This is a genomic window from Rhodococcus sp. PSi06, assembly GCF_054960675.1.
The window spans coordinates 44,743-66,156 of sequence record NZ_JBHNYO010000021.1; the positions used below are offsets into that span (position 1 = coordinate 44,743).

General features: G+C 61.6%; 23 protein-coding genes. 16 read left to right on the forward strand and 7 right to left on the reverse strand.

What is annotated here, in order from left to right; genetic code table 11:
• Positions 1-4 precede the first annotated feature (4 nt).
• Genes ACFI9K_RS23165 through ACFI9K_RS23195 form a run of 7 tightly spaced genes read left to right on the forward strand, consistent with a single transcriptional unit; the run spans position 5 to position 8,078 of the window.
• Complete coding sequence (locus tag ACFI9K_RS23165) at positions 5-1,420, forward strand: MFS transporter (protein ID WP_462665683.1); 1,416 nt, start codon at positions 5-7, stop codon at positions 1,418-1,420.
• Positions 1,417-2,883, forward strand: coding sequence for an MFS transporter (locus ACFI9K_RS23170; RefSeq protein WP_462665684.1), 1,467 nt, complete (start codon positions 1,417-1,419; stop codon positions 2,881-2,883). The genes ACFI9K_RS23165 and ACFI9K_RS23170 overlap by 4 nt, the downstream gene beginning before the upstream one ends.
• Positions 2,880-3,677, forward strand: coding sequence for an SDR family NAD(P)-dependent oxidoreductase (locus ACFI9K_RS23175; RefSeq protein WP_462665685.1), 798 nt, complete (start codon positions 2,880-2,882; stop codon positions 3,675-3,677). Before ACFI9K_RS23170 ends, ACFI9K_RS23175 begins: the two co-directional genes overlap by 4 nt.
• Positions 3,678-4,523 (forward strand): transketolase, encoded by an 846-nt coding sequence (locus ACFI9K_RS23180; RefSeq protein WP_462665686.1) that lies wholly within the window; start codon positions 3,678-3,680, stop codon positions 4,521-4,523. It abuts the gene before it with no gap.
• Entirely contained in the window at positions 4,516-5,505 is a 990-nt protein-coding gene (locus ACFI9K_RS23185; protein ID WP_462665687.1) for a transketolase family protein, read from the forward strand. Before ACFI9K_RS23180 ends, ACFI9K_RS23185 begins: the two co-directional genes overlap by 8 nt.
• Positions 5,502-6,593, forward strand: a complete 1,092-nt coding sequence (locus ACFI9K_RS23190; protein WP_462665688.1) for a glycerol dehydrogenase — start codon at positions 5,502-5,504, stop codon at positions 6,591-6,593. Before ACFI9K_RS23185 ends, ACFI9K_RS23190 begins: the two co-directional genes overlap by 4 nt.
• Before the next feature lie 21 nt (positions 6,594-6,614).
• Positions 6,615-8,078, forward strand: a complete 1,464-nt coding sequence (locus ACFI9K_RS23195; RefSeq protein ID WP_462665689.1) for a 3-oxoacid CoA-transferase subunit B — start codon at positions 6,615-6,617, stop codon at positions 8,076-8,078.
• Here ACFI9K_RS23195 and ACFI9K_RS23200 read toward each other — a convergent pair.
• Genes ACFI9K_RS23200 through ACFI9K_RS23210 form a run of 3 tightly spaced genes read right to left on the reverse strand, consistent with a single transcriptional unit; the run spans position 8,066 to position 11,738 of the window.
• Positions 8,066-8,857 (reverse strand): acyl-CoA thioesterase, encoded by a 792-nt coding sequence (locus ACFI9K_RS23200; protein ID WP_462665690.1) that lies wholly within the window; start codon positions 8,855-8,857, stop codon positions 8,066-8,068. The two genes, ACFI9K_RS23195 and ACFI9K_RS23200, sit on opposite strands and share 13 nt — an antisense overlap.
• Before the next feature lie 55 nt (positions 8,858-8,912).
• Positions 8,913-10,202 carry an MFS transporter gene (locus ACFI9K_RS23205; protein ID WP_462665691.1) on the reverse strand — a complete coding sequence of 430 codons (1,290 nt, stop codon included), beginning with the start codon at positions 10,200-10,202 and terminating at the stop codon, positions 8,913-8,915.
• Positions 10,203-10,238: 36 nt separating this feature from the next.
• Complete coding sequence (locus ACFI9K_RS23210) at positions 10,239-11,738, reverse strand: DNA methyltransferase family protein (RefSeq protein WP_462665692.1); 1,500 nt, start codon at positions 11,736-11,738, stop codon at positions 10,239-10,241.
• A 115-nt stretch (positions 11,739-11,853) separates the two neighbouring features.
• On the opposite strand from ACFI9K_RS23210, the gene ACFI9K_RS23215 reads away from it, so the two are divergent.
• Genes ACFI9K_RS23215 through ACFI9K_RS23230 form a run of 4 tightly spaced genes read left to right on the forward strand, consistent with a single transcriptional unit; the run spans position 11,854 to position 14,589 of the window.
• On the forward strand, positions 11,854-12,357 hold the full coding sequence (locus ACFI9K_RS23215; RefSeq protein WP_462665693.1) for a hypothetical protein: 504 nt from the start codon (positions 11,854-11,856) through the stop codon (positions 12,355-12,357).
• Positions 12,358-12,374: 17 nt separating this feature from the next.
• Complete coding sequence (locus ACFI9K_RS23220) at positions 12,375-13,154, forward strand: hypothetical protein (RefSeq protein ID WP_462665694.1); 780 nt, start codon at positions 12,375-12,377, stop codon at positions 13,152-13,154.
• Positions 13,155-13,213: 59 nt separating this feature from the next.
• Positions 13,214-14,425, forward strand: coding sequence for a Fic family protein (locus ACFI9K_RS23225; protein ID WP_462665695.1), 1,212 nt, complete (start codon positions 13,214-13,216; stop codon positions 14,423-14,425).
• The gene (locus tag ACFI9K_RS23230; RefSeq protein ID WP_462665696.1) at positions 14,422-14,589 is read left to right on the forward strand and encodes a DNA-binding response regulator; all 168 of its coding nucleotides are present in this window, start codon (positions 14,422-14,424) and stop codon (positions 14,587-14,589) included. The genes ACFI9K_RS23225 and ACFI9K_RS23230 overlap by 4 nt, the downstream gene beginning before the upstream one ends.
• 4 nt (positions 14,590-14,593) lie before the next feature.
• Here the strand turns inward: ACFI9K_RS23230 and ACFI9K_RS23235 are convergent, their stop codons facing one another.
• The gene (locus ACFI9K_RS23235) at positions 14,594-15,247 is read right to left on the reverse strand and encodes a DedA family protein (RefSeq protein WP_462665697.1); all 654 of its coding nucleotides are present in this window, start codon (positions 15,245-15,247) and stop codon (positions 14,594-14,596) included.
• A gap of 87 nt (positions 15,248-15,334) precedes the next feature.
• Here ACFI9K_RS23235 and ACFI9K_RS23240 point away from each other — a divergent pair, with 87 nt between their 5' ends.
• Entirely contained in the window at positions 15,335-16,378 is a 1,044-nt protein-coding gene (locus tag ACFI9K_RS23240; RefSeq protein ID WP_462665698.1) for an SMP-30/gluconolactonase/LRE family protein, read from the forward strand.
• Positions 16,379-16,457: 79 nt separating this feature from the next.
• Entirely contained in the window at positions 16,458-17,015 is a 558-nt protein-coding gene (locus ACFI9K_RS23245; RefSeq protein ID WP_462665699.1) for a hypothetical protein, read from the forward strand.
• An 86-nt stretch (positions 17,016-17,101) separates the two neighbouring features.
• Here the strand turns inward: ACFI9K_RS23245 and ACFI9K_RS23250 are convergent, their stop codons facing one another.
• Both ACFI9K_RS23250 and ACFI9K_RS23255 read right to left on the reverse strand, forming a co-directional pair.
• On the reverse strand, positions 17,102-17,587 hold the full coding sequence (locus tag ACFI9K_RS23250; RefSeq protein ID WP_462665700.1) for an SRPBCC family protein: 486 nt from the start codon (positions 17,585-17,587) through the stop codon (positions 17,102-17,104).
• A 4-nt stretch (positions 17,588-17,591) separates the two neighbouring features.
• The gene (locus tag ACFI9K_RS23255; protein WP_462665701.1) at positions 17,592-17,933 is read right to left on the reverse strand and encodes an ArsR/SmtB family transcription factor; all 342 of its coding nucleotides are present in this window, start codon (positions 17,931-17,933) and stop codon (positions 17,592-17,594) included.
• 111 nt (positions 17,934-18,044) lie between these two features.
• Here ACFI9K_RS23255 and ACFI9K_RS23260 point away from each other — a divergent pair, with 111 nt between their 5' ends.
• The 3 genes from ACFI9K_RS23260 to ACFI9K_RS23270 all read left to right on the forward strand — a co-directional run bounded on the left by ACFI9K_RS23260 (position 18,045) and on the right by ACFI9K_RS23270 (position 19,780).
• Positions 18,045-18,734 (forward strand): DUF998 domain-containing protein, encoded by a 690-nt coding sequence (locus ACFI9K_RS23260; RefSeq protein WP_462665702.1) that lies wholly within the window; start codon positions 18,045-18,047, stop codon positions 18,732-18,734.
• Between the two features lie 64 nt (positions 18,735-18,798).
• Positions 18,799-19,371, forward strand: coding sequence for a DUF3558 domain-containing protein (locus tag ACFI9K_RS23265; RefSeq protein ID WP_462665703.1), 573 nt, complete (start codon positions 18,799-18,801; stop codon positions 19,369-19,371).
• Between the two features lie 13 nt (positions 19,372-19,384).
• Positions 19,385-19,780, forward strand: a complete 396-nt coding sequence (locus ACFI9K_RS23270; protein ID WP_462665704.1) for a hypothetical protein — start codon at positions 19,385-19,387, stop codon at positions 19,778-19,780.
• Positions 19,781-19,840: 60 nt separating this feature from the next.
• On the opposite strand, the gene ACFI9K_RS23275 is transcribed toward ACFI9K_RS23270, so the two are convergent.
• Positions 19,841-21,214 (reverse strand): dicarboxylate/amino acid:cation symporter, encoded by a 1,374-nt coding sequence (locus ACFI9K_RS23275; RefSeq protein ID WP_462665705.1) that lies wholly within the window; start codon positions 21,212-21,214, stop codon positions 19,841-19,843.
• Positions 21,215-21,414: the final 200 nt, after the last annotated feature.

The following is a 21,414-nucleotide window of genomic DNA, read 5'->3' on the forward strand; positions in this document are numbered from 1 at the left end:
CGATATGCGATCTCTGAAGATCAATTCGGTTCGCGAAATCAATGATCTGATCGACCTCGAAGACATAAAGACGCGCCGCCACAAACTCTTGCTCGTTCTCGGACTCGGTGGCATAGCGTTCGAGGCCTTCTACCTGGCGGTGCTCAGCGCAGGTACGAGCCCGATGACCGAACAGCTCGGTCTGAGCGCAAACGAAGTGGGCCTCGTCAGCTCTTACGGCTACGTCGCCACGTTGATCGCTGCATTGACATGTGGGTTTCTGGCGGACCGCCTCGGCCGGGTCAAGCTGATGGTCTTGGCCAAGATCGTTGCCGTCGTCGCGCTGATCATCATGGCCACCGCCCCGAACTTCTGGATACTGGTTCTCGGCCGGTGTCTGGCGGGCGCTGCCTACGGTATCGACCTCGGTGTCGCGATGGCGTACCTCGCAGAGTTTCTGCCGAAGTTACGCCGGCATTTGCTCAACTTCTGGCAGGCGCAGTGGTACATCTCCAGCTCGTTCGCGTTGCTCGTCGTTCTCGGCTTGTACAACCTGGACGTCGGACTCGACATCTGGCGCTGGTCACTCGCAGCCGCAGCATTATTCGCAGTGATCGTGACCGTGGGCCAGTTGCTCTTCATGCCGGAGAGTCCGCGGTGGTTGGCCGAAAAGAACGACCTGGTGCGGTTGAAGAAGTCGCTGAACAAGGTGTACGAGATCGAGCCGATCTTTCCCGCCTCGGGGATCCTTGCCGTCGATGCGGATCGCCCGGATACGGCCAAGTGGACGGATCTGTTCAACAAGACCTACCGGCGCCGCACCATTCTGGCGAACGGCGTAACAGCGATGCAGGCTCTGCAGTATTACGCGGTTGCCTACTACCTTCCCGTCATCGCGCTGACGCTCTTCGGCAAGGGCTTCGGTGAAGCAATATTCGGCTCCCTGGTGTTCAATATCTTCGGAATCATCGGCGGCCTCGCGTCTATCTGGGTTGCTCGCAAGCTCGGGGCCCATGGAGCCGCCATGTACGGGTTCCTTGCTGTCGCCGCAATGATCCTCGTACTCGGTGTCTTCTTCGATTCGCTCCCGATCGCACTGATGTTCCTGGTGCCCGCAATGTTCATCTTCTTCCACTCGGCAGGGCCGGGTGCATCAGGCCTGACGATGGCGGCGATGGCGTACCCGAGCAACTTGCGGGGTCGTGGGGGGCAGATTGCGACGGTCTCGCAGAGCCTTGGCGGCATCGTCGGCCTCTATGCCTTCCCGAACATGGTCGACGCGTACGGCTTGTCGACCACCATCACCATCTTCGCTGTCGTACCGCTGATCGGCGTGGGGATTTGCAAGGCAATCATGTGGGAGCCCTTCGACGACGGCGACGCGATGGCAATCGAAAGTGAAGCGAAGGCCGTCAAGCCACTCGAAGGACAGTCGGCATGACGACCCACGCAGAAACCGGAGTGGGCGAAAGCCTGACCATCAGCTCTCCCAGCGATGTGGAACGCATCATCGACGAGGGTGGCGTCAAGGGCCGGATGCACTGGATCATTCTTGGACTTGCCCTCGCTGGACTCGGTTTCGAGGCGTTCTACACCGGCGCGCTCAGCGGCGGAATGAGCGCCATCAGTGAGCAATTGGGTCTCGGCGGCAACGACGTAGGCACTCTGAGCGCCATTGGTTACAGCGCGAGCATTCTCGCGGCACTGACGTGCGCCAAACTCGGTGATCGCATCGGGCGCGTTCGATTCTTGGTCTTCGCGAAGCTTCTCGCGGTGATCGGTGCAGTGACCATGATGTCCGCGGACTCATACGGAATGTTGCTCAGCGGCAGACTGATCGGCGGAATCGCCTACGGAATCGACCTGGGAATCGCCCTCGCGTACCTGGCAGAACTGCTACCCAAGAACAAGCGAAGTTGGTTGAGCTTTTCGCAAGCACAGTGGTACATCTCGACGAGCCTCGCACTGCTCGTGACCCTTGCTGCCTACGAACTCGGCGCTGGCCTCGACGTCTGGCGATGGAGCCTCGGCACAGCTGCAGCCATCGCCTTCGTGCTGCTTCTGGCCAGAATATGGTTCATGCCAGAAAGTCCGAAATGGCTGGCGGCGCGTGGTGATCTATCCGGTGCTGCTCGATCATTGACTCGCATCCTCGGCCGAGAGGTCACCGTGGACGGCACCCGCGTCGCCCCTGTGATCGCCGCCCCGGCAGTCAAGGTCAAGTGGTCAGCGCTCTGGGCCAAGGAATACCGGCAGCGGACGCTCCTGGCGAATATCGTGGGCTTCACCGAGGCACTGCAGTACTTCGCCATTGGTTTCTACCTACCGATCATTTCGATGGATCTCTTCGGCTCAGGTTTTGCGATGGCCATCACCGGTTCGATCGTCTTCAACCTCTTCGGGATCGTCGGCGGTGTTCTCGCCGTGTACTTCGCCCGACGCTTCGGGGTTCGTATCAGTTCGGCATGGGGCTTCGCGGGCGTTGCCTCCGCGATACTCATTCTCGCTATGTGGTCCGATATGCCCGTCATTGCCGGATTCCTGGTGCCGTCGTTCTTCATCTTCTGCCACGCCGCTGCTCCGGGCACAGCCGGCCTGACCATGGGCCCGCTGGCCTATCGAAGCGAACTGCGGGCCAGAGGTTCACAATTGGTCACCATTTCGCGTAGTGCGGCGGGCGTAGTGGGGTTGTTCTGCTTCCCTGTCATGCGTGAGGCCTTCGGTACGCCGACAACCCTGCTCATCCTTACGGCTGCACCTCTGATCGGACTGATCGCCTGCGTGATTATCAAGTGGGAGCCACTCAGCGAGAAATCGGATCGGGAATTGCACGACATCGGAGTCGAGCAAGCGCACGATCGATCGTTGCTGATCTCTACCGACGAAATCGGGAGAACTTCATGACACGCGTCGCGTTGATCACTGGGGGAGCACAGGGACTGGGACTTGCCACGGCGAGACGACTCGGGGAGGACGGGTTTCACGTCGTCGTCGCCGACATCGTCCTCGCTCGCGCCGAGGCAGCCGTCGATCAGTTGACCGCGTCCGGAATCACCGCAACCGCGTCGGAGATCGACGTGACCGATGATGCGTCGGTCCGGGCCTGCTTCGGGCTCATCGACGCTGTCGCAGGCGGCGTGGACGTGCTGGTCAACAACGCGGGCATCATCTCGCGTGCCAACGCGGAGGATATCGAGTCCGATCGCTGGGACCATGAACTCTCCGTTCACCTCGGCGGTGCGATGCGGTGTAGCAGGGAGGCATTTCCGCGGATGCTGAAGTCGGCTGCGCCGGCGATCGTGAATCTTGCATCGGTCGGCTCCACGTTCGGGCTACCGCACCGACTGGCCTACTCGACGGCCAAAGCCGGTGTTGTCGGGATGACCCGCACACTCGCTGCGGAATGGGGCAGGAGAGGCATCAGGGTCAACGCCGTCGCACCTGGATACATGGACACAGGAATGATGCAGTCCGGCCTCGCAGGCGGCACTCTCGATCGCGATCGACTACTCATGCGAACTCCCCTCATGCGTTTCGGCTATCCCGAAGAAGTCGCGTCCGTCATCTCGTTTCTGGTCTCGACCGACGCGTCGTTCGTCACCGGCATCGTGCTCGAGGTCGACGGCGGTATCACCATCGACGGAACCTTCCACGCCGACGACAGCTACAAGACACAGGACAAGAGTGAGGTTCACTGAATGACTGTCATCGCTACCACCACAGGCAACGGGATATCGACACAGCAGTTGCGCGACAAAAGCTTTGCGCTTCGGCACCGAATGATGAACATGGCTGCTGACAAGGGCGAGGGATACATCGCGCAGGGTCTCGGAATCGCAGATGTGCTGGCCGTCGTCTACTTCAGGCAACTGCGATTCGATGCGAACAATCCCGACTGGATCGAACGAGATCGATTCTTGCTGTCCACCGGCCACTATTCCGTCGCTTTGTACGCTGTACTTGCTGAGCTCGGAATTCTCAGCGACGACGAAATCGCGACATACGGACTCAACGGAAGCGCGCTGCCGATGAGTACGTTCGACGAGACTCCCGGTGTCGAAATCACCGGGGGATCCCTGGGCCACGGATTGGGACAGGGCGTCGGAATGGCACTCGGCCTACGTCTCGACGGCAGAGACGCAAAAGTTGTCGTCGAATTGTCGGATGGCGAACTTCAGGAGGGCTCTACCTGGGAAGCGGCCATGTCCGCAAGTAGCTTTCGATGCGGCAACCTCACCGCAATCGTCGATTGCAACGGTATCCAGGCCGACGGTCCGATGGTTCTCGACATGGAGCCGATTGCCGACAAATGGGCTTCGTTCGGCTGGGCAGTCGTCGAGGTGAACGGCAACGATATCGGTGAATTGTGTGCTGCCTTCGATCAGCTCGAACCAGTCACCGACAGACCGAAAGTGATCATCGCACGCACCACACCGGGCCACGGGGTACCGACCCTGGTCAACCGTGAACGGGCGCATTTCGTCCGCGTCGAACCGGGCGAATGGGCCTCGCTCATATCGGAATTGGAGAACAACAATGTCTGATCTTCTGAACAGGGCAGGCGGCATGGGCGAGATCGCCGACGTCCGCGGCCCGTACGAGACTGCACCGTTCGGCAACGAATTGGTGGAGCTGGCCAAGTCGAACTCGTCGATCGTCGGTCTCAGCGCCGACATGTCCAAGTACTCCGACATCGTGCCGTTCATGAACGCTTATCCCGAGCGATACTTCAATGCCGGTGTGGCAGAGCAGAGCGCAGTCATGATGGCGGCCGGTCTGGCCAAAGTCGGAAAGACTGCCTTCTGCGCTACCTATGCTGCCTTCCTCTCTCGCAGGGCCTTGGACTTCATCGCGATCGCTTGTGCCCATAGCAACGCGAACGTCAAGATCGTGGCCGGCTCACCAGGCCTGGTCAATCCGTACGGCGCGACGCACCAATCGCTCGAGGATCTGGTTGTGATGCGGAGCGTTCCGGATCTGACCGTGATAGACCCGTGCGACGCCGTCGAGCTTCGGCATGCGGTTAGGGCTGCGGCCAACACCCCCGGGACGTTCTACATACGCAATCTGCGCGGCAAGGTCCCGATCGTGTTCGACGAGAACAGTTTCGAGTTCGTCGTCGGTAAGGCACGGTTGGTTCGTGAAGGCACCGACGTAGCGGTGATCAGCACAGGTTTCATGACCGAACGAGCCATGAAGGCCGCAGATACTGCTGGAGAGCTGGGAGTGTCAGCGGCCGTGCTGCACATGCCGACGATCAAACCGTTGGACGAGCAGGCGATCATCGAGGTTGCATCGACAGTAGGTCGGGTCATTGTCGTCGAGAACGGTCTGCGGTCCGGTGGATTGGGCTCCGCCGTCACCGAAGTGGTGCACGACAACGGCATCGCGGTTCCGATCACCAGGATTGGGTTACACGACAGATTTCATCCCTGCGGTTCGCAGTCCTACAACGAGCAGCTCTTCGGACTGGACCAGGACGCGATCACGAACGCAGTGGTGACAGGGAACTGGGAGTTCCTGTGACAGCCGAATACCGGCAATTCGGCGCTCCTCGCCAGTACATCCAGGGCCCGGGAGCGATCCGAAACCTGGCGACCCTTACCGCCGGGCACGGGCGACATCCCCTGTTGATCGTGGACGAGTTCGTGCTCGAGATGCTCGGATCGACTCTGACGGAGTCGTTCGAGCACGCCGACGTCGATTGCACGGTGCTACCGAGTTCGGGTGACGTGACCCGTGCGAACATCGCCGATCATATCGCTGCGGTCACAGATCGTCGCCACGATGTCGTCATCGGTGTCGGCGGTGGTAAGGCGCTCGACCTTGCCAAGGGTGTCGCGATCGATCTGGGTGCCGAGATGATCACGTGCCCGACGATCGCGTCGAACGATGGACCCACCGCCCGAGTTCTGGCCATTTACAACGACAATCACGTCCTGTGCGAAGTGGATCACCTGAATCTCAACCCGACCTGCGTGGTCGTCGACACCGAGTTGATCGCTCGAGCCCCCGTTCAATTCTTGATCTCGGGAATCGGTGATGCATTGTCCAAGAAGTTCGAAGCCGACGGTTGCCGCGACGGAAGCGGAACAACGATGCAGGGGACTCGACCGCTCGGGATCGGTTCGATCGTCGCCTCGGGTTGCTACGACGTCCTCACCCGATATGCGGTGGAGGCGGTCAAATCCGTCGAGAACGCTGAACTGACCCCGGCTGTCGAGTCGGTGATCGAGGCCGTCGTGCTCATGTCCGGGATCGGCTACGAGAACGGTGGACTGTCGATCGCGCATTGCATGACCCGGGGGCTGATGGCCGGTCGCGGGACTCGATCGTTCCTGCACGGCTATCACGTTGCTTACGGCCTCCTCGTTCAACTCGCGCTCGAGCACCATCGCTCCGAGGTAATCGAAGAGGTGACCGAATTGCTTCGCGCAGTGGGGCTTCCGACGTCGTTGTCCGATATGGGAATGCACGCGCCGACCAGCGCGGAGATTCGTGAGCTCGCTACTGCCGCGCTCACAGCACCGCACGTATTGAACACGGCGGCCCTGGTCACCGAAGCGACGCTGGTCGACGCGATCGATCGCGTCGAATTACTCGCACTCGTCTGAGAACAAGGAGACGCACGCTTCATGAACAAGACGGTCGCAACAGCACAGGATGCGATTGCAGGCATCGAGACCGGTGCCTCCATCGCGGTCGGCGGATTCGGTTTGTGTGGAATCCCGAGCGTGCTCATCCAGGCGTTGCTCGATGACGGGGTGGAGGATCTCGACGTCGTTTCGAACAATTGCGGCGTGGACGATTGGGGTCTCGGCCTTCTACTCCGAGAGAATCGCATTCGACGTATGACAAGCTCCTACGTCGGGGAGAACAAGGAGTTCGAGCGGCAATACCTGAACGGTGAACTCGAAGTGCAGCTCGTCCCGCAGGGGACGCTTGCGGAGAAGCTTCGGGCCGGCGGGGCAGGAATCCCGGCCTTCTTCACCGCCTCGGGTGTCGGCAGCCAAGTGTCGGAGGGTGGGATGCCGCTGCGGCACGACCGCGATGGATCAGTGGCAGTGAAGTCGTCGGCAAAAGAGGTGCGAACCATCGATTTCGGGGGCGTCGAGCGTAGCTACGTACTCGAGGATTCGATTGTCTGTGATTTCGCATTGGTACGGGCATGGAAAGGGGATCGCCACGGAAATCTGGTCTTCCACCGATCAGCTCAGAACTTCAATCCGGTGGTGGCAATGGCGGGCAAGGTCACTGTCGCCGAAGTCGAAGAGCTCGTCGAGCCAGGGGATCTGGACCCCGACGAGATCCACCTTCCTGGCGTCTATGTGCATCGGGTTCTCGAGCTCACGGCCATGCAAGTGTTGGACAAGCGGATCGAGAAGCGGACGACACGGGCAGAGACTCCTGCGTCAGGAGAACTGTTCGACAGCAACGATGTTCGGGAGAAGATAGCCGCACGGGCCGCCCAGGAACTATGTGACGGGGACTACGTCAACTTGGGTATCGGGTTGCCCACACTCGTGCCGAACCACGTACCCGACGGGGTCGACCTGGTCTTGCAGTCGGAGAACGGCGTGCTGGGCACCGGTGCATATCCCTTAGCGGGTGAGGAGGACGCGGACCTGGTGAATGCCGGTAAGGCCACCGTCACACTCCGGCCCGGCGCGTCGATCTTCGACTCTGCCACCAGCTTCGGCATGATCCGCGGTGGCAAGATAGATATCGCGCTGCTCGGTGCAATGCAGGTTTCTGCACTCGGTGACATCGCCAATTGGATGATCCCGGGCAAGATGATCAAAGGCCCCGGCGGTGCCATGGACCTGGTTCAAGGCGCACGACGCGTCGTGGTGTTGATGGAACATACAGCCCGTGATGGGGGCTTCAAAATTGTCGACGAGTGCTCGCTTCCCCTGACAGGTCTACAGGTCGTTCGGCGGATAATAACCGAGCTGTGTGTATTCGATATCGATCCGAGCGGACTAGTTCTGCGGGAGTTGGCAGAAGGAGTCACGGTCGAGGAAGTACGTCGCAAAACGCAGCCGAACTTCATGATCCGGCTGCTGACGGAGATGGACGCGCCTACTCAGCCTTTGTAGTACACAATCTGATGGCTGGTGGCCAGCAGACTTCCACCTTCGTTCCACAACTCCGCGGTCTGATCGAAGTAGCCCCGGTGGAATCGGCGTGCTCGTGCGGTGCCCAGTACGTATCCGTCGCCGTGCTGCTCGAGATCCTCGGGCGTCGCGAAGTAGTGGGTCGTCAGGGAGATCGTTCCGGCCGGCACGTACTGACCCAGACGCTGGAAGATCCGTGGGTAGAACACGTCGCTGAGAGAGGTCAGGGCAGCGAAGTCCAGCGGCCGCGGTGGGGTATCACGAATCCACAGGGTCTCGCTCGAGTCGGTCGATGCCTGATCACCCAAAGCGCCTGTCACGAAACGCATCTCGTAGTTCTGGGCCCACGCGATGGCCTCGGGAAACCCGCCCGGGTGCGTGTCGGCAGGGGAGGGGACGGCAGGAGCCGTCGCCTCGATGTCGTCCCAGGTTTCGCGACGTGCACCGAACACCGCAGTCGCGGTGGTGGCGACGGCTCCGTTCTGCGTCAGTTCCAAGTACCAGTGCTGGTTGCTCCGGTTGGTTCGCACGGGGCGCGCCGAGATCTCGAAATCACCCTCGGCAACCGGTCCGGCGAAATTCACCGTCAGTGAGACCGGCGTTCCCAGCCGTTCCGGATGCAGTTCGATGGCGCGGATGAACGTCGCCGCGGTGACGCCGCCGAACGGGCCGACCATGTTGTTGTACGGCGGTGACGTCTTGCCGAGATAGGCACCGTCGCCTGTTACCTCGAGTTGGACTGCGTCGTCGAACGCATGCATGGTTCTCCTACTGCCTCGGGCGGTGTCTGCCATCCGATCGTAGTGTCGCCTGTGTTCAGTCCAAGTCCTGGCCGCGCTTCTCCGGCATCCACACCATCGTCAGGAACGAGATCACGGCGGCTGCCGCGAGGTAGTAGAAGAACCAGTCGGCGTGGCCCGCATCGGACAACGCGTTGACCAGTAGGGGAGCGGTACCGCCGAACAGTGCAACGGTGAGGTTGTACCAGGCACCGATACCCACGCCTCTCAGCTCTGCCGGGAAGGCTTCGGCCAGAACAGCAGGAATGATGGCCGAGCACATCGCGAACAGCAGCAGGCCGACGCAGAACACGATCAGCAGTTTGATGAACGACGGCCCTATCAACTTCGAGAGCGGGATGATCAGAACCGCGAACAGGGCAGCGTAGGTGAGCAATTGCGGCTTGCGGCCGATACGGTCCGCGAGTGCGCCCATGGGGTACTGCAACGCGACGAACATCGCTGTCGCGATCGACAAGGCGACGAACACGTCGTTGGCGTCCGCGCCGCGTTGCTTGACGGCGTACGGCGTCATCGCGGAGAAGAACGTGTAGTAGGCGAGGGTTGCGAGGAGAACGAACCCGATGACCTGTAGAACGGCACGAGGATGATGTTTCATGGTCATCCACAACGGGTTTCGCACAGCCTTCGCCTTGACGGCGTTGCGCTCCTGATTGTCGGCTTCGGCCATGCCGCGGCGCATCCAGAGCCCCACCACGCCGAGCAGTCCGCCGATGACGAACGGTACGCGCCAGCCCCATGAGTTCAGTTGGGCGTCGTCGAGAACGAAGGTGAGATACGCGCCGAGAAGTGACGCGAGGAGAATGGCTGTGCCGGTGGAGACGTAGTAGAAGGACGAGTAGCGTCCGCGCCGGTTGTTCGGTGCGATCTCGGCGAGGTAGGCCGATGCGTTGGAGACTTCGCCGCCCATCGACATTCCCTGCATGATCCGAGCCAGCAACAGCAAAATCGGCGCGATCCACCCGGCGACGGCAAAGGTGGGGAGAACGGCGATCGCGAACGACCCACCCGACATCATCGCGATCGTCAGAATCATCGCGCGGCGTCGGCCCTTCAGATCGGAGAAGCGTCCGATCAGCAATCCGCCGAGTGGCCGGAAGAAGAATGCCACCGAGTACGTGGCCAAGGTGCTCAGTAGCGCGAGAGCAGGGTTGTCGCCGTTGAAGATCTGAGTGGCGAAGTAGATCGAAAACGTCGCGTAGACAGTCCAGTCGTACCACTCGACCGCGTTTCCGATGCTGACTGCGAGCAGTTGCTTCTTCGGCATCACGTGCCGAGGGGTGGTCGATTCGGACTTCACTGACATGGCGATCTCCTCACGATGACTACCGACGTCGCGAGCCTATGTCGATGACGCCGTCGGCGTGCGGAACCAGTCGATCGCGCGATCCAGGGCTGCCGGGTCGACGGGAAACGGCCCTGTCGACGCGCGATGCCTCAGTGCTACGTGGTCCGTGGCGCGTGCAATGGCCGCGAGATCGATGCGCTGCAGTAACTTCTTGGTCACCGGTCTCTTGCTGTCCCAGAATGCCAACGCAGCAATGAGATCCGATACCTCGGTGCCGGTCAACACCGCGAAGGCGACTGCGCAGGACGCAGGATCCTCGAAGGGGAGCAGGTACGTGGCATCGTCGAACACCGCTGGTCTGCCGTCGTACGGGCCGACCATCCTGAACTGTGGAATTTTGTGAAACCCAGAGATCGCAATTTTGTACGGCGCGAACGTATAGGGACCGACGCCGAAGATGCAGAAGCGAGCCCTCTTGCGGTAGATCGACGATTTCCGACCGTCGAGCGCAGCGGCATTGTCGGTCAGGTATTTCCACAGTTTCGGCGCGGTCGATGCAAGTAACTCGGTGTCGTCACCGGTGTGCGACTGCGGCACTATCATCCACCTGGACACCGAGTCCAGCTTGTCGCGGTAGACGTCGGTGCACTTGAACAGTGGGAACAGGTAGTCGGGCTCGATGTTCACGCTGATTCCCAGTTTGGTTCGTGGACCGTCGTGTTCGCTCAACTCCATGACGGCGGTGGCGTCGTGCTTGATGCCCTGCCGCCAGATGAGAGGGCTGACGCCGTCGAAACGCTTGCTGCGCTCATAGGCGTCGACGTTCGCGACCAATCGGCCGTCGACGACACCGATTCTGTTGTCCGGCTTCGATGCATCGATGCTCGGATAGGTCTGTGCGGTGTAGTCGGTTGTGCCCGGACCGAGTTCCACGGTGAACCAGCAGGCATCGACCCCTGCGTCGAACCACTTCTTCGCGTCGATCATCCTCAGTGTCGCGCCGGTGACCGGAAGATTGTGCCGAGCGCAGTGCAACAGCACATTTCGAGCCACCTGGGTCTTGCAGATCATCGCGATGGTCGCCGGTCCAACGCTGAACTCGGTGACGAGCTTGATCCAGATGTATTCTGCGATATCGAAATTCGAGCTACCGGTGATCGCGTCGATTCCGCGGGCGTTCTTGGTGTTCGCGCGGGGAGGCCGATTCGCGGAGCCGAGCACCGACAGTTGTGAGTTGGTCACCCACGGCGGGTTACCGATGACGAGAGTCGGGCCGGCCTCCGACGTCCAGTCGACATCGCGCGCTAAGTCGAAGTCGAAGATCGATGCGGTGATGACTTTGCCGAATCGTGATGCAGAAGAGGCATACTCGGGCTGCACTTCGATCCCGACGCGCTCTGCCTCGGGGTGACTCCGGGCCAACACTGACAGGAAGTTCCCGACACCGCAGGTGGGTTCGAGGACACGGGTCCAGCTGCGACGGGGCAGGGTGCTCACCAACAAGCGCGCCAACTCGATCGGGGTTTGGAAATCCCCGAACTCGTTGTTGGGCATCGGTGCCTCCGGCAGTGGTACGGACAGGTGCCTTCTGTGGCACAGAAGCGTAGCGTGCGGAGCGACCCCGGCGGTCTGCAGGACACCGCTACCGCAGGCACTAAAGTAGAGCGGGATGAAGCTTTCGCGCGCTGCCCTACTGCTGTCCAGTCTCGTATTCATCGGTGCCCTCGTGTGGGTCGCCCTGACTGCAGGTGACGAGGTTCCGGCGCATTTCACCGGTTCCGGACAGGTCGACCGCATGGAGTCCACGGCATCCTTCTTGCTCACCACGGGTGGCATCGGACTTGTCCTGATCGGATTCTTCGTGAGTATCGGCTGGTGGCTCCCTAAAGTTCCGGCCCAGTTGGTCAACCTGCCGAGCCGCCGGATGCATGACTACTGGACTTCCGCCGAGAACAGGCCCGAACTGAATCGCAAGATGGCCGAAGACCTCCAGTGGATCGGTGCGGCAACAGCACTGCTGCTCGCATGGATTGTCGGGGTGTCCGGCACTGCGGCCGGTGATTCGGTCAGCGTCTGGGTTCTCGTCGTACCGACCACGCTCTACCTGCTGATCGTGTTGGGCTACGTCGTGTTCATGATCAAAGGCGGTCGCTACCGTATTCCGAAGGACTGACTGCATGGGGAGTGGACATGGGATGGAATCCGTTCGACCGTCGGTCGAAAGATCAGCGCGCGATCGACGACGCGGTGGTCGGACTCGGCAAGCCGGCGTGGCGCGGGGCGCACGGACACTTCGTCCGAGAGGCACTGACTTCATGGCGTCTGGCCGCTACATCCACTCTGCATGACCCCCCGACTGCAACCAGGCTCGACCGAGTGCGCAAGGTCGTGGATCGGGAGCCGGCGAGTCGAGGACAGGCCGACATCGCAGAGCTCGAGAGCCTCCGTAAGACGGTCACCGGCAGTGTCGTCTACGCCGTCGCTGCACTGGCCACTGCCATCGAAGGTCTGGCGGCATGGACGGCGGATGACGTAGCGCATCGGATAGTGCGCATCGACCTGTCCGCTGAAGTGGCCTCGGTCGCGCGTAGTGCAGGGCTGCTCCAAGCTGCCTTCGATCGTCTCGGCGGCCCACCGTCGGGTCATCTCGCCAAAGATGCCGAGGTGCAAGCAATGTACGCCCGGCGCACCGAAGCGCTCGCCGATCGTCAGCGCACCCTGATACTGCGACTGGCTGCATTGCGTTCGTATCTGGACGGACTGATGGATATCGAGAAGGAACTCGAGAAAATGCGGTGGATCGAGCATCACGGGTCTCCGGACTTCGCCGAACTCGAGGAGCGCGAAAGCGATGAGCTGGCGTCGTTGAATCTCAGCGCGGCGCGAGATCTGTTCGACGAGGCGACTGATCGGATCGGAGTGCACTTGCGCGAGGCGGCCGAAAAGCTCGGTAACTCCGGAAAACCCTGACGTAGGTATCAGCTGGCCATACCAAACCCTAGAACAGTAAAGTTTGGTACGGTTCGTTGATGGCGGACGATCAGGACGCGGGCCGATGGCCTGCGGTCGAATTCGAGCGTCGACCATGGCAGGTGTCCGATACCTACACCTCGCGCGCCCAGCGTCGGCTGCATCAGGGTGACTATCGCGCGTGCGTGCCGGCGCGTATCGCCGACGCGAATGTCACGTTGCCCGCGCAGCTGCTTGCGGAATCGGAGGATGCTCTCCGTGAAATCGTCCGCTTCGACCAGTACGCCTCGGTGCAACTCGGTCCATCGGTCGAGCTTGCACCGATGAGTTCGATTCTGCTGCGAACGGAAAGCTCAGCGTCCTCGCAGATCGAGAATCTGACCGTGGGAGCCAGGGCGCTCGCACTCGCCGAATTGGGTTCGCCCACAACACGGAATGCATCGATCGTGTCGGGAAACGTCCGCGCGATGGAAGCTGCTCTCGAGGTGGGTACGTCCATCGACGCATCGAGTGTTCTGGCCATGCACCATGCGCTGATGGAGCCGAGTGGCGACCCTCAGCCCGGCCGATGGCGCACACAACAGGTGTGGATCGGCGGATCGGACATCGGCCCGCACCGCGCGGCATTCGTACCGCCGCATCACGATCGGTTGCCGGACGCGCTGAACGATCTCTTCGAGTTCGCGGCTCGCTCGGACCTCCCCGTCATCCCTCACGTAGCAGTCACACACGCGCAATTCGAGACGCTCCACCCGTTCACGGACGGAAACGGTCGCACTGGCCGCGCGATCATCCACGGAATGCTCCGGAGGGCCGACGTGACCGAGCGAGTGACGGTTCCGCTGTCGGCTGGATTGCTGACCGATACCGCGAGCTATTTCGAGAGCCTCGACGCCTATCGGAGGGGAGATGTGGAGGCAATCGTTCGTAGTCTCACCGCGGCGACCTTTCATGCCGTCACCGGTGGGCGACGGTTGGTCGACGACCTCGCCGCCGCTCGGGCCGAATACATCGAACGCATCGTGGCTCGCAGCGACTCGGTCGTCTGGAAGCTCGTCGACGCGCTGGTGGCGCAGCCGGTTGTCGACAATGCCTTCGTGCGAAACACATTCGAAGTCAGCGAGATCGCGGCTCAGCGAGCGATCGACAAGCTGTCCGAGGCCGACATACTCCACCAGACATCGAAGGGGAGACGAAACAGGGTGTGGCAGGCGGATGAGGTTCTCGCTGCGCTGGACCGCTTTGCCGACGGAATCCGGCGGGTCCGATGACACGTACTCGCTCGATGCTCAGTGCGGGCCGAGTCAGTAGAGGAAACCTCCACCTGACCCGCCTTCGAGCAAAACATTCCGCGGTCGGGCGCAGCGTGCCCACCAAAGCGACGTTGCTCGCGAGGGCTCTGCAGGACGATTTGATCGACGTCGATGAATTGTGAGGGTCTACTGCACCTCGGCGCGCCTGGATTTCATCTTCTTGACGACGAACCAGGCGATCAGGGCCACCACGATACCGATGACGACGTACTGGAATACCGAGGCGTAGCTCTCGACGTAGTGCCAATTCTCACCGAGGAAGTAGCCGGCGAGGACGAAGATCGAGTTCCAGATCAGGCTGCCCAGCGTGGTGTACAAGATGAACTGGAGGACCGGCATTCGCGAAACGCCCGCCGGAATCGAGATGCCCGAGCGGACCACCGGGATCATGCGGCCGAAGAACACCGCCGAGCGCCCGTGCCGGGTGAACCAGTCCTCGGCCTTGGTCAGGTCCTCGGTTCCGACGAACGGCATCTTCCCGACGATGGCGTACATCCGGTCACGACCGAGCTTGATGCCGAGCCAGTAGAGAACCAGAGCGCCGACCACCGATCCGGCCGTCGTCCAGAACAACGCGCCGAAGAGAGTCATGCCGCCCTGCGAGGCGGTGAAGCCGGCCAAAGGCAGGATGATCTCGCTGGGGAGCGGCGGGAAGAAGTTCTCCGCAGCCACGGCGATACCCGCTCCCGGACCGCCGATCGCCTCCATCAAACCCACAGCCCACCCCGCGATTCCGCCGAGTTCGGTGCTGGTTGCGGCAAGGGTGGAGAGCTCACTCATGACTACGACTGTACGAAATGTCCCGGCGGGAAATCTGCTCACCAGCAGTAATGCCAGGAAATTGAGACATATGGAACACTTGCGAGGGTGAAACGAGCCCTCCAGGTACTGCCCGTCGTTGCCGCCGCCACATTGCTGATGGGTGCCTGCGGGTCATCCGATCCGGAGCCGGCCCCCGCTGCATCCACAGCCGCGGAGTCGTCCGCGCCGGCATCGTCGGCACCGACCTCGTCCGCCTCATCGAACGCCAACGCCTACAACCTGCCGGGCACCGGAGTGTTTCCCGAGGGCATCACCGCCGCCGACGACACGTTCTACGTCACCTCCACATCCGACGGGTCCGTGTTCCGCGGAACCGTCGGATCTCGCGATGTGTCGGTATTCCTCCCCGGCGGCGCGGACGGACGCAGCGGTGCAGCTGGGATCGCAGTGACCGACGATGACGACGATCAGAGCGACGCAAATCGCTACCTGGTGATCGCGGGCGGCGCCTCCGGCAAGGTGTGGGTGTACAACGCCAACTCCGGTGAGCTCGCTGCCACCTTCACCAACGGTCTCGGGGCCGATGCGACATTCCTCAACGACGTTGCCGTCGCGGACAATGGAGACGCGTTCGTCACCGACTCTCGGACCCCGATCATGTACCGCATCCCGGCGGCGCAGCTCGCAGGCGGAGGTCGAGACCTCCCGCTGGAGTCCTTCGCGGACTTCGAGGGCACACCGTTCGTGTACGGCGATGGCTTCAACGCCAACGGCATCGTCGAGAACGACGACGAAACCGCGTTGATCGTCGTTCAGTCGAGCACCGGGAATCTCTACCGGGTGGACAAGACCTCCAAGGAGGTCACACAGGTCGATCTCGGTGGAGCGACCCTCGTCAACGGCGACGGCATGGAAAGGGACAACGACCTTCTCTACGTCGTCCGAAATCGTGACGGTGTCATTGCGAAGGTGGATCTCGACGACGCCGGACGGACCGGTACCGTCACTGGCGAGATCACCGATGCATCATTTGCCTACCCCACAACCGTTGCAGCAGTGGATGATCGGTTGTTCGTGGTGAACAGTCAGTTCGACAAGCGTGGGGGAGAACCCGTCGAGCCGTTCACCGTGAGCTCAGTTCCGGAGTAGAGCGGCTTCGCCGCACAGACCTCCGACATCGGTCGTGGATTCGTCTGTACGGGCGGTGGAACTGTGCGACGGTGGCCCTATGAAACCCGGCGCACGCATGGCACCCGAAAAGATCGGCTCGATCATCGGAGCCGTTTTCGGACTGGTCTTCGTCTTCGTGAATTCGGATACGTTTCCCACGCCACTGACAGTGGGGTTGCGCGTCGTCGCAGTGGTGGCGTTGGTTGCTGTGCTGCTCGCAGTGTGGCGAGTGCCGCCGGCCCCCGCCCCGGAGAGCGGTAGCCGCGGCGGCTTCGGCCGCGGGTACTGGGTTGTGGTCGCAATCGAGGTGGTGGCAATCTTCGGCGGTCTCGCGATCATCAACGGTCCGCTCGGCGCACCGCAGGCAGCGGTCGCGTGGATTTCGACGGTGGTCGGAGTGCACTTCGTCGCGCTCGCTCTGGTGTGGAAGCTACGTTTCTTCACCGGCCTCGGCGTGGCGTTGACCGCGCTCGGCGTACTTGCCCTGATCCTCGCCGCTGTGGGTGCCGCCGATAGCTCGATCGACGCGATCGGGGCAATCCTGCCTGGCTTCCTGTTGCTCGGCTTCGGCCTGTGGGGGAGTAGCCGAGCGCTGATCGGCGGCACCCACCGGTAGTGGATCGAACCTAGCTACTCGAGATGAGCGGCTTCGCCGCTATGCGCGAAAATTTTTAGCAGGGACCGAAGTTCCGCGCGCCACGATCAGTCGGCGATGATCGCGTCGATCTGGCCCAGTGCCAAGGCCATGCCCTCGTCCATGCCCATCTCGACGAGTTGTTCGAGTTGCTCGAGTGTGTCGAATCGCGACCTGATGGTCATACGCGTTCTACCGCCGACATCGTCGAGAGTGGCGGTGGCGTGAGTGACCGGCAACGTCGACGACGGATTACCCGCGTCATCGGCGAACCCGTCGTCGAACGAGAGTGTCGTCGGCGCGGAGATATCGGTGAAAAGCCACCAGCCGGCAGCCTTTTCGCCATCGGGGCCGGACATGTAGTACGACGCCTTGCCGCCGGGCACGAAGTCGTGGGACACGAATGTTGCGGGCCACGTGGGCGGTCCCCACCAGCGTTCGAGTTGTCGCGGGTCCGACCAGATCTGCCAGACCCGTTCGACCTTCGCGTCGAACTCGGCGACCACGGTCATGGTCAGGTTGACTGCATCCTTGTGTGAGCTGATGAACGGCATGGTGCTATCCCTTCTTGTCTTCGTCGAGAATGTCGTCGATCCGGTCTACGCGGTGTCGCCAGATCTCCTCGTAGGTATCGAGCAATGCACGTGCTTTGGCGATGGTGTCCAAGCGAACCCGCACAATCTGCTCCCTGCCGCGTTTGTGCTTCTCGACTACGTCAGCGCGTTCGAGAACTGCGACGTGTTTTTGTACGGCGGCAAAACTCATGGCGTAGTGAGATGCCAGCGCTGACACCGACTGTTCGACAACAGTGACCTTCGCGATGATGTCGCGGCGCGTGGTGTCTGCGAACGCCTGGAAGAGGCGATCGATCTCGTCGTCACCCAGCTGATCTACAACCATGTTGTTGTACGTTATTCGTGGCTTGCTGTCAGGTCAAGGGGGTGCGCCGACGTCGTCAGGCACCATGGAGTGCGGACGGCAAAGGGCGTCGTGACAGAGGGTGGAGGGAACGTGCAGATTCGACCGGCGAGGATCGGGGCTCTGCTGATCGTGTTGGGTGCGTTGGTGGTGCTGGCTCTCGATCTCCACACCGCATGGCAGACGCCGTCGCACCTACGTCGCACGATCAGCGAATACGGACTCGGCGCGCAGCAGTGGGTGTTTTCGATCGGGGTCGTTTTGCTTGCCCTCGGCTCGGCACTCACCCTGGCTGCCGCGTTACGCCACCGGCTCACGCGGCCCACATCAGCCGCGGCGATCTGCTTGACGCTGTGGACAGTAGGCCTCGTTGCCGTTGTCGCTGTGCCGAAGCAAGATTGGTCGAACAACGCCTCACTGAGCCTCGGCGGTTCGATCCACCGACTCGGTGCCGCAGTGGCGTTCGTCAGCATCCCGGTCGCAGTCTTCGCGTTCTCGCGGCCCTGGATTCGCGACGGCCTGTGGGCAGCTCGCGCGCGAATCACTCTGGGCCTGAGCATGTTGTCGGTCGTGACGTTGTTGCCCATCGTGTACGCACTCGCGGTCGGCGCCACCGGCTCACGTCCCTGGTATCGGGTGGTCACCCTCGGATACGTGGAACGAGTGCTCGTCGTGGCGGAAGTGATCGCGTTGATCTCCCTGGCCCTGTGGGTGTGGGCGGCCGAACGTAGGAGTGTTGCTTCTGTCGAGTCGGAAGAGATCAGGGCCTCGCAGCCCGTGTAGGGAACCGATCCTGCTCGTGTTGCGTCCAACCATCGAGTGACGTCGGTGGCGAGAGGTTGAATGCATGTGGGTGGTGGGTGGGCGTCGACTGGCGGCGGTCTGTGCTGCGGGGGTGTTGCTGACGGGCTGCGCTGCCTCGACGCAGGGGAGTCCAGTCGCGAGTGGGGACACCTCGACGGAACAGACCAGTGCGGCGTCGGTACCCGGGGAACCGTTCGATCCATGCACGATCCCAAAATCTGCAGTGACAGCAACCGGGCTGGACGTAAGTACTGAGCGGCCGGACTTTGCGGGACTCACGACGTACCCCGGTTGGAAGAATTGTGCGTGGGATGGGCCGACAGAAGCGCCGTGGTATTTCTTCATTATCCAGTCTTCGACCAACTCGCTCGACCAATTTCTGCGCAGCCCGCAGAATGAAAAGCAGGTTCCAGTCCAGATTGGCCCTCGCACAGCAGTTCAGTTCAACTTCTCCGAGAACGGCGAACCGCCAGAGGGATGCAATATCGCGCTCGAGGCGAGCGGCAACCTCCTGATTCTCGTCCTCCATAAAATCGGCTCGAGAGACTTGTTGGGCGACCCCTGCGCCGAAGTCAATAAGCATGCCGAGGACCTTCAGTCCTACCTGCCGAAATGAAAGGCACGCCCCGGTGACCGACAGGACTCTTGGTCTGGCCGACAACCTTGCCCATTGGCGATCATTGCGCGATCAGGCAAATGCCTGCGAACTTCACGTCGAGGCTGATGTTGCAGCGGGCTGCGACAGGGCATGTTCTGACTACCTCGAAAAGCTGGACAAGATGTTCGAGATGACTGTCGGGCTGTCGTCGCCTGAATCGTTCGGCGACTTGCCGTCAGCCCAGATGCTCGGTGCCAAGTTCCATCGTCTTGCAGTCGGCGACGAAGGCTCCGCTCGCTATGCGATCAAGCAGCAGATCGAGATCATCAAGACCATGCGCGAGTTTTTTCAATACTATTTCGCCAGTGTCGAGGCCGCAGACACCGATACCGCGGCATCGGTCGACGCGCTGTCACCGCCCCGATAGACGAACGATCCCGACGACCGAATTGCTCGGTCGTCGGGATCGTTCGTTCGAAACTTGCTCCTAGCGAGCGAGTTCCACTTCGGCTTCCTCGTCCACGAAGGGGTCTCCGTTTCGCGGAGCGTTGTAGCGCTCGAGGTCGAGGATTCCCTCGCGCTTGGCGACGATGGTGGGTATCAGCGCCTGGCCGGTGACATTGACCGCGGTACGGCCCATGTCGACGATCGGCTCCACCGCGAGCAGCAGACCGACACCCGCCAAAGGCAACCCCAGTGTCGACAGCGTGAGGGTGAGCATCACCGTCGCACCTGTTGTTCCCGCCGTTGCGGCAGAACCGATCACAGACACCACGATGATCAGCAAGTAGTCGGTGATGCTCAGATCGATGCCGTAGAACTGAGCCACGAAGAGAGCTGCGATCGCGGGATAGATCGCCGCGCAACCATCCATTTTCGTCGTCGCGCCGAGCGGCACCGCGAACGATGCGTACTCACGCGGCACTCCGAGGTTGCGTTCGGTGACGCGCTCGGTCAGCGGCAAGGTGCCGATCGACGAGCGCGAGACGAAGCCGAGCTGCGTCGCCGGCCAGACACCCGAATAGAAGTTCCGCACCGAGAGGCCATGAGCGCGAACGATCAACGGGTACACGACGAAGAACACCACAGCGAGGCCGATGTAGATCGACACGGTGAACACGCCCAGCGAACCGATTGCGTCCCAACCGTAGGTCGCCACCGCGTTGCCGATGAGAGCCGCGGTACCGATCGGGGCCAAGCGGATGATCCACCACAGCACCTTCTGGACAATGGCCAGCAGCGAGGCGTTGAAGACGAGGAACGGCTCGGCCTTCTTGCCGACCTTGAGCGCGGCGATACCGATAGCGGCCGCGATCACCAGCAGCTGAAGGATGTTGAAGCTCAACGACGTAGTTGCGGTGCCGCTGTCGGCCACCGTGGTCTTCGCACCGAGCGCGAAGAAATTGTTCGGCACCAGTCCGGTGAGGAACGACCACCACGATCCGACGCTGGACGGGTCTTTCGCCGAGTCCATTCCAGCACTGGTGCGGGACCCGGGTTGCGCGACCAGTCCGATCACGATGCCGATGATGACCGCGATGAACGCCGTGATCGCGAACCACCACAGCGTCTGAATGGCGAGGCGAGCGGCATTGGCCACTTCACGGAGATTGGCGATGGAGCTGACGATTGCGGTGAAGACCAGTGGTATGACCGCGACGGTGAGCAGCTTGACGTAGCTGGAACCGATGGTCGACAGAGTGCCGACCAACCAGTTCTCGTTGCCGTCGGCAGCATCGGGCATCGACCGGGCGATCAGCCCGAAAACGACACCGAGAATGAGGCCGGCAACGATCTGTGGGCCGAACGCGGTTGCCCAGGTAGGGACACGGCGCGTACGGGTAGCGCTGGGCGCAGACATGGTTATGCCTTTCGAAAACGAAGAAGTGCTGTGAGGGGTGTGCGACAGATGCTCGTCGGGGCGAGTTGCCCGACGGAGAGGTTGCGGTCTAGAGAACCGTCAACAGGTAGCGCTGGCTTGCAGACGCAAGTCGACATAGCGTCGAGAGGTCAGCAGCGGATTCACTGGTAAGACGGTACTCCGCTGCTCGATCGCGCAGC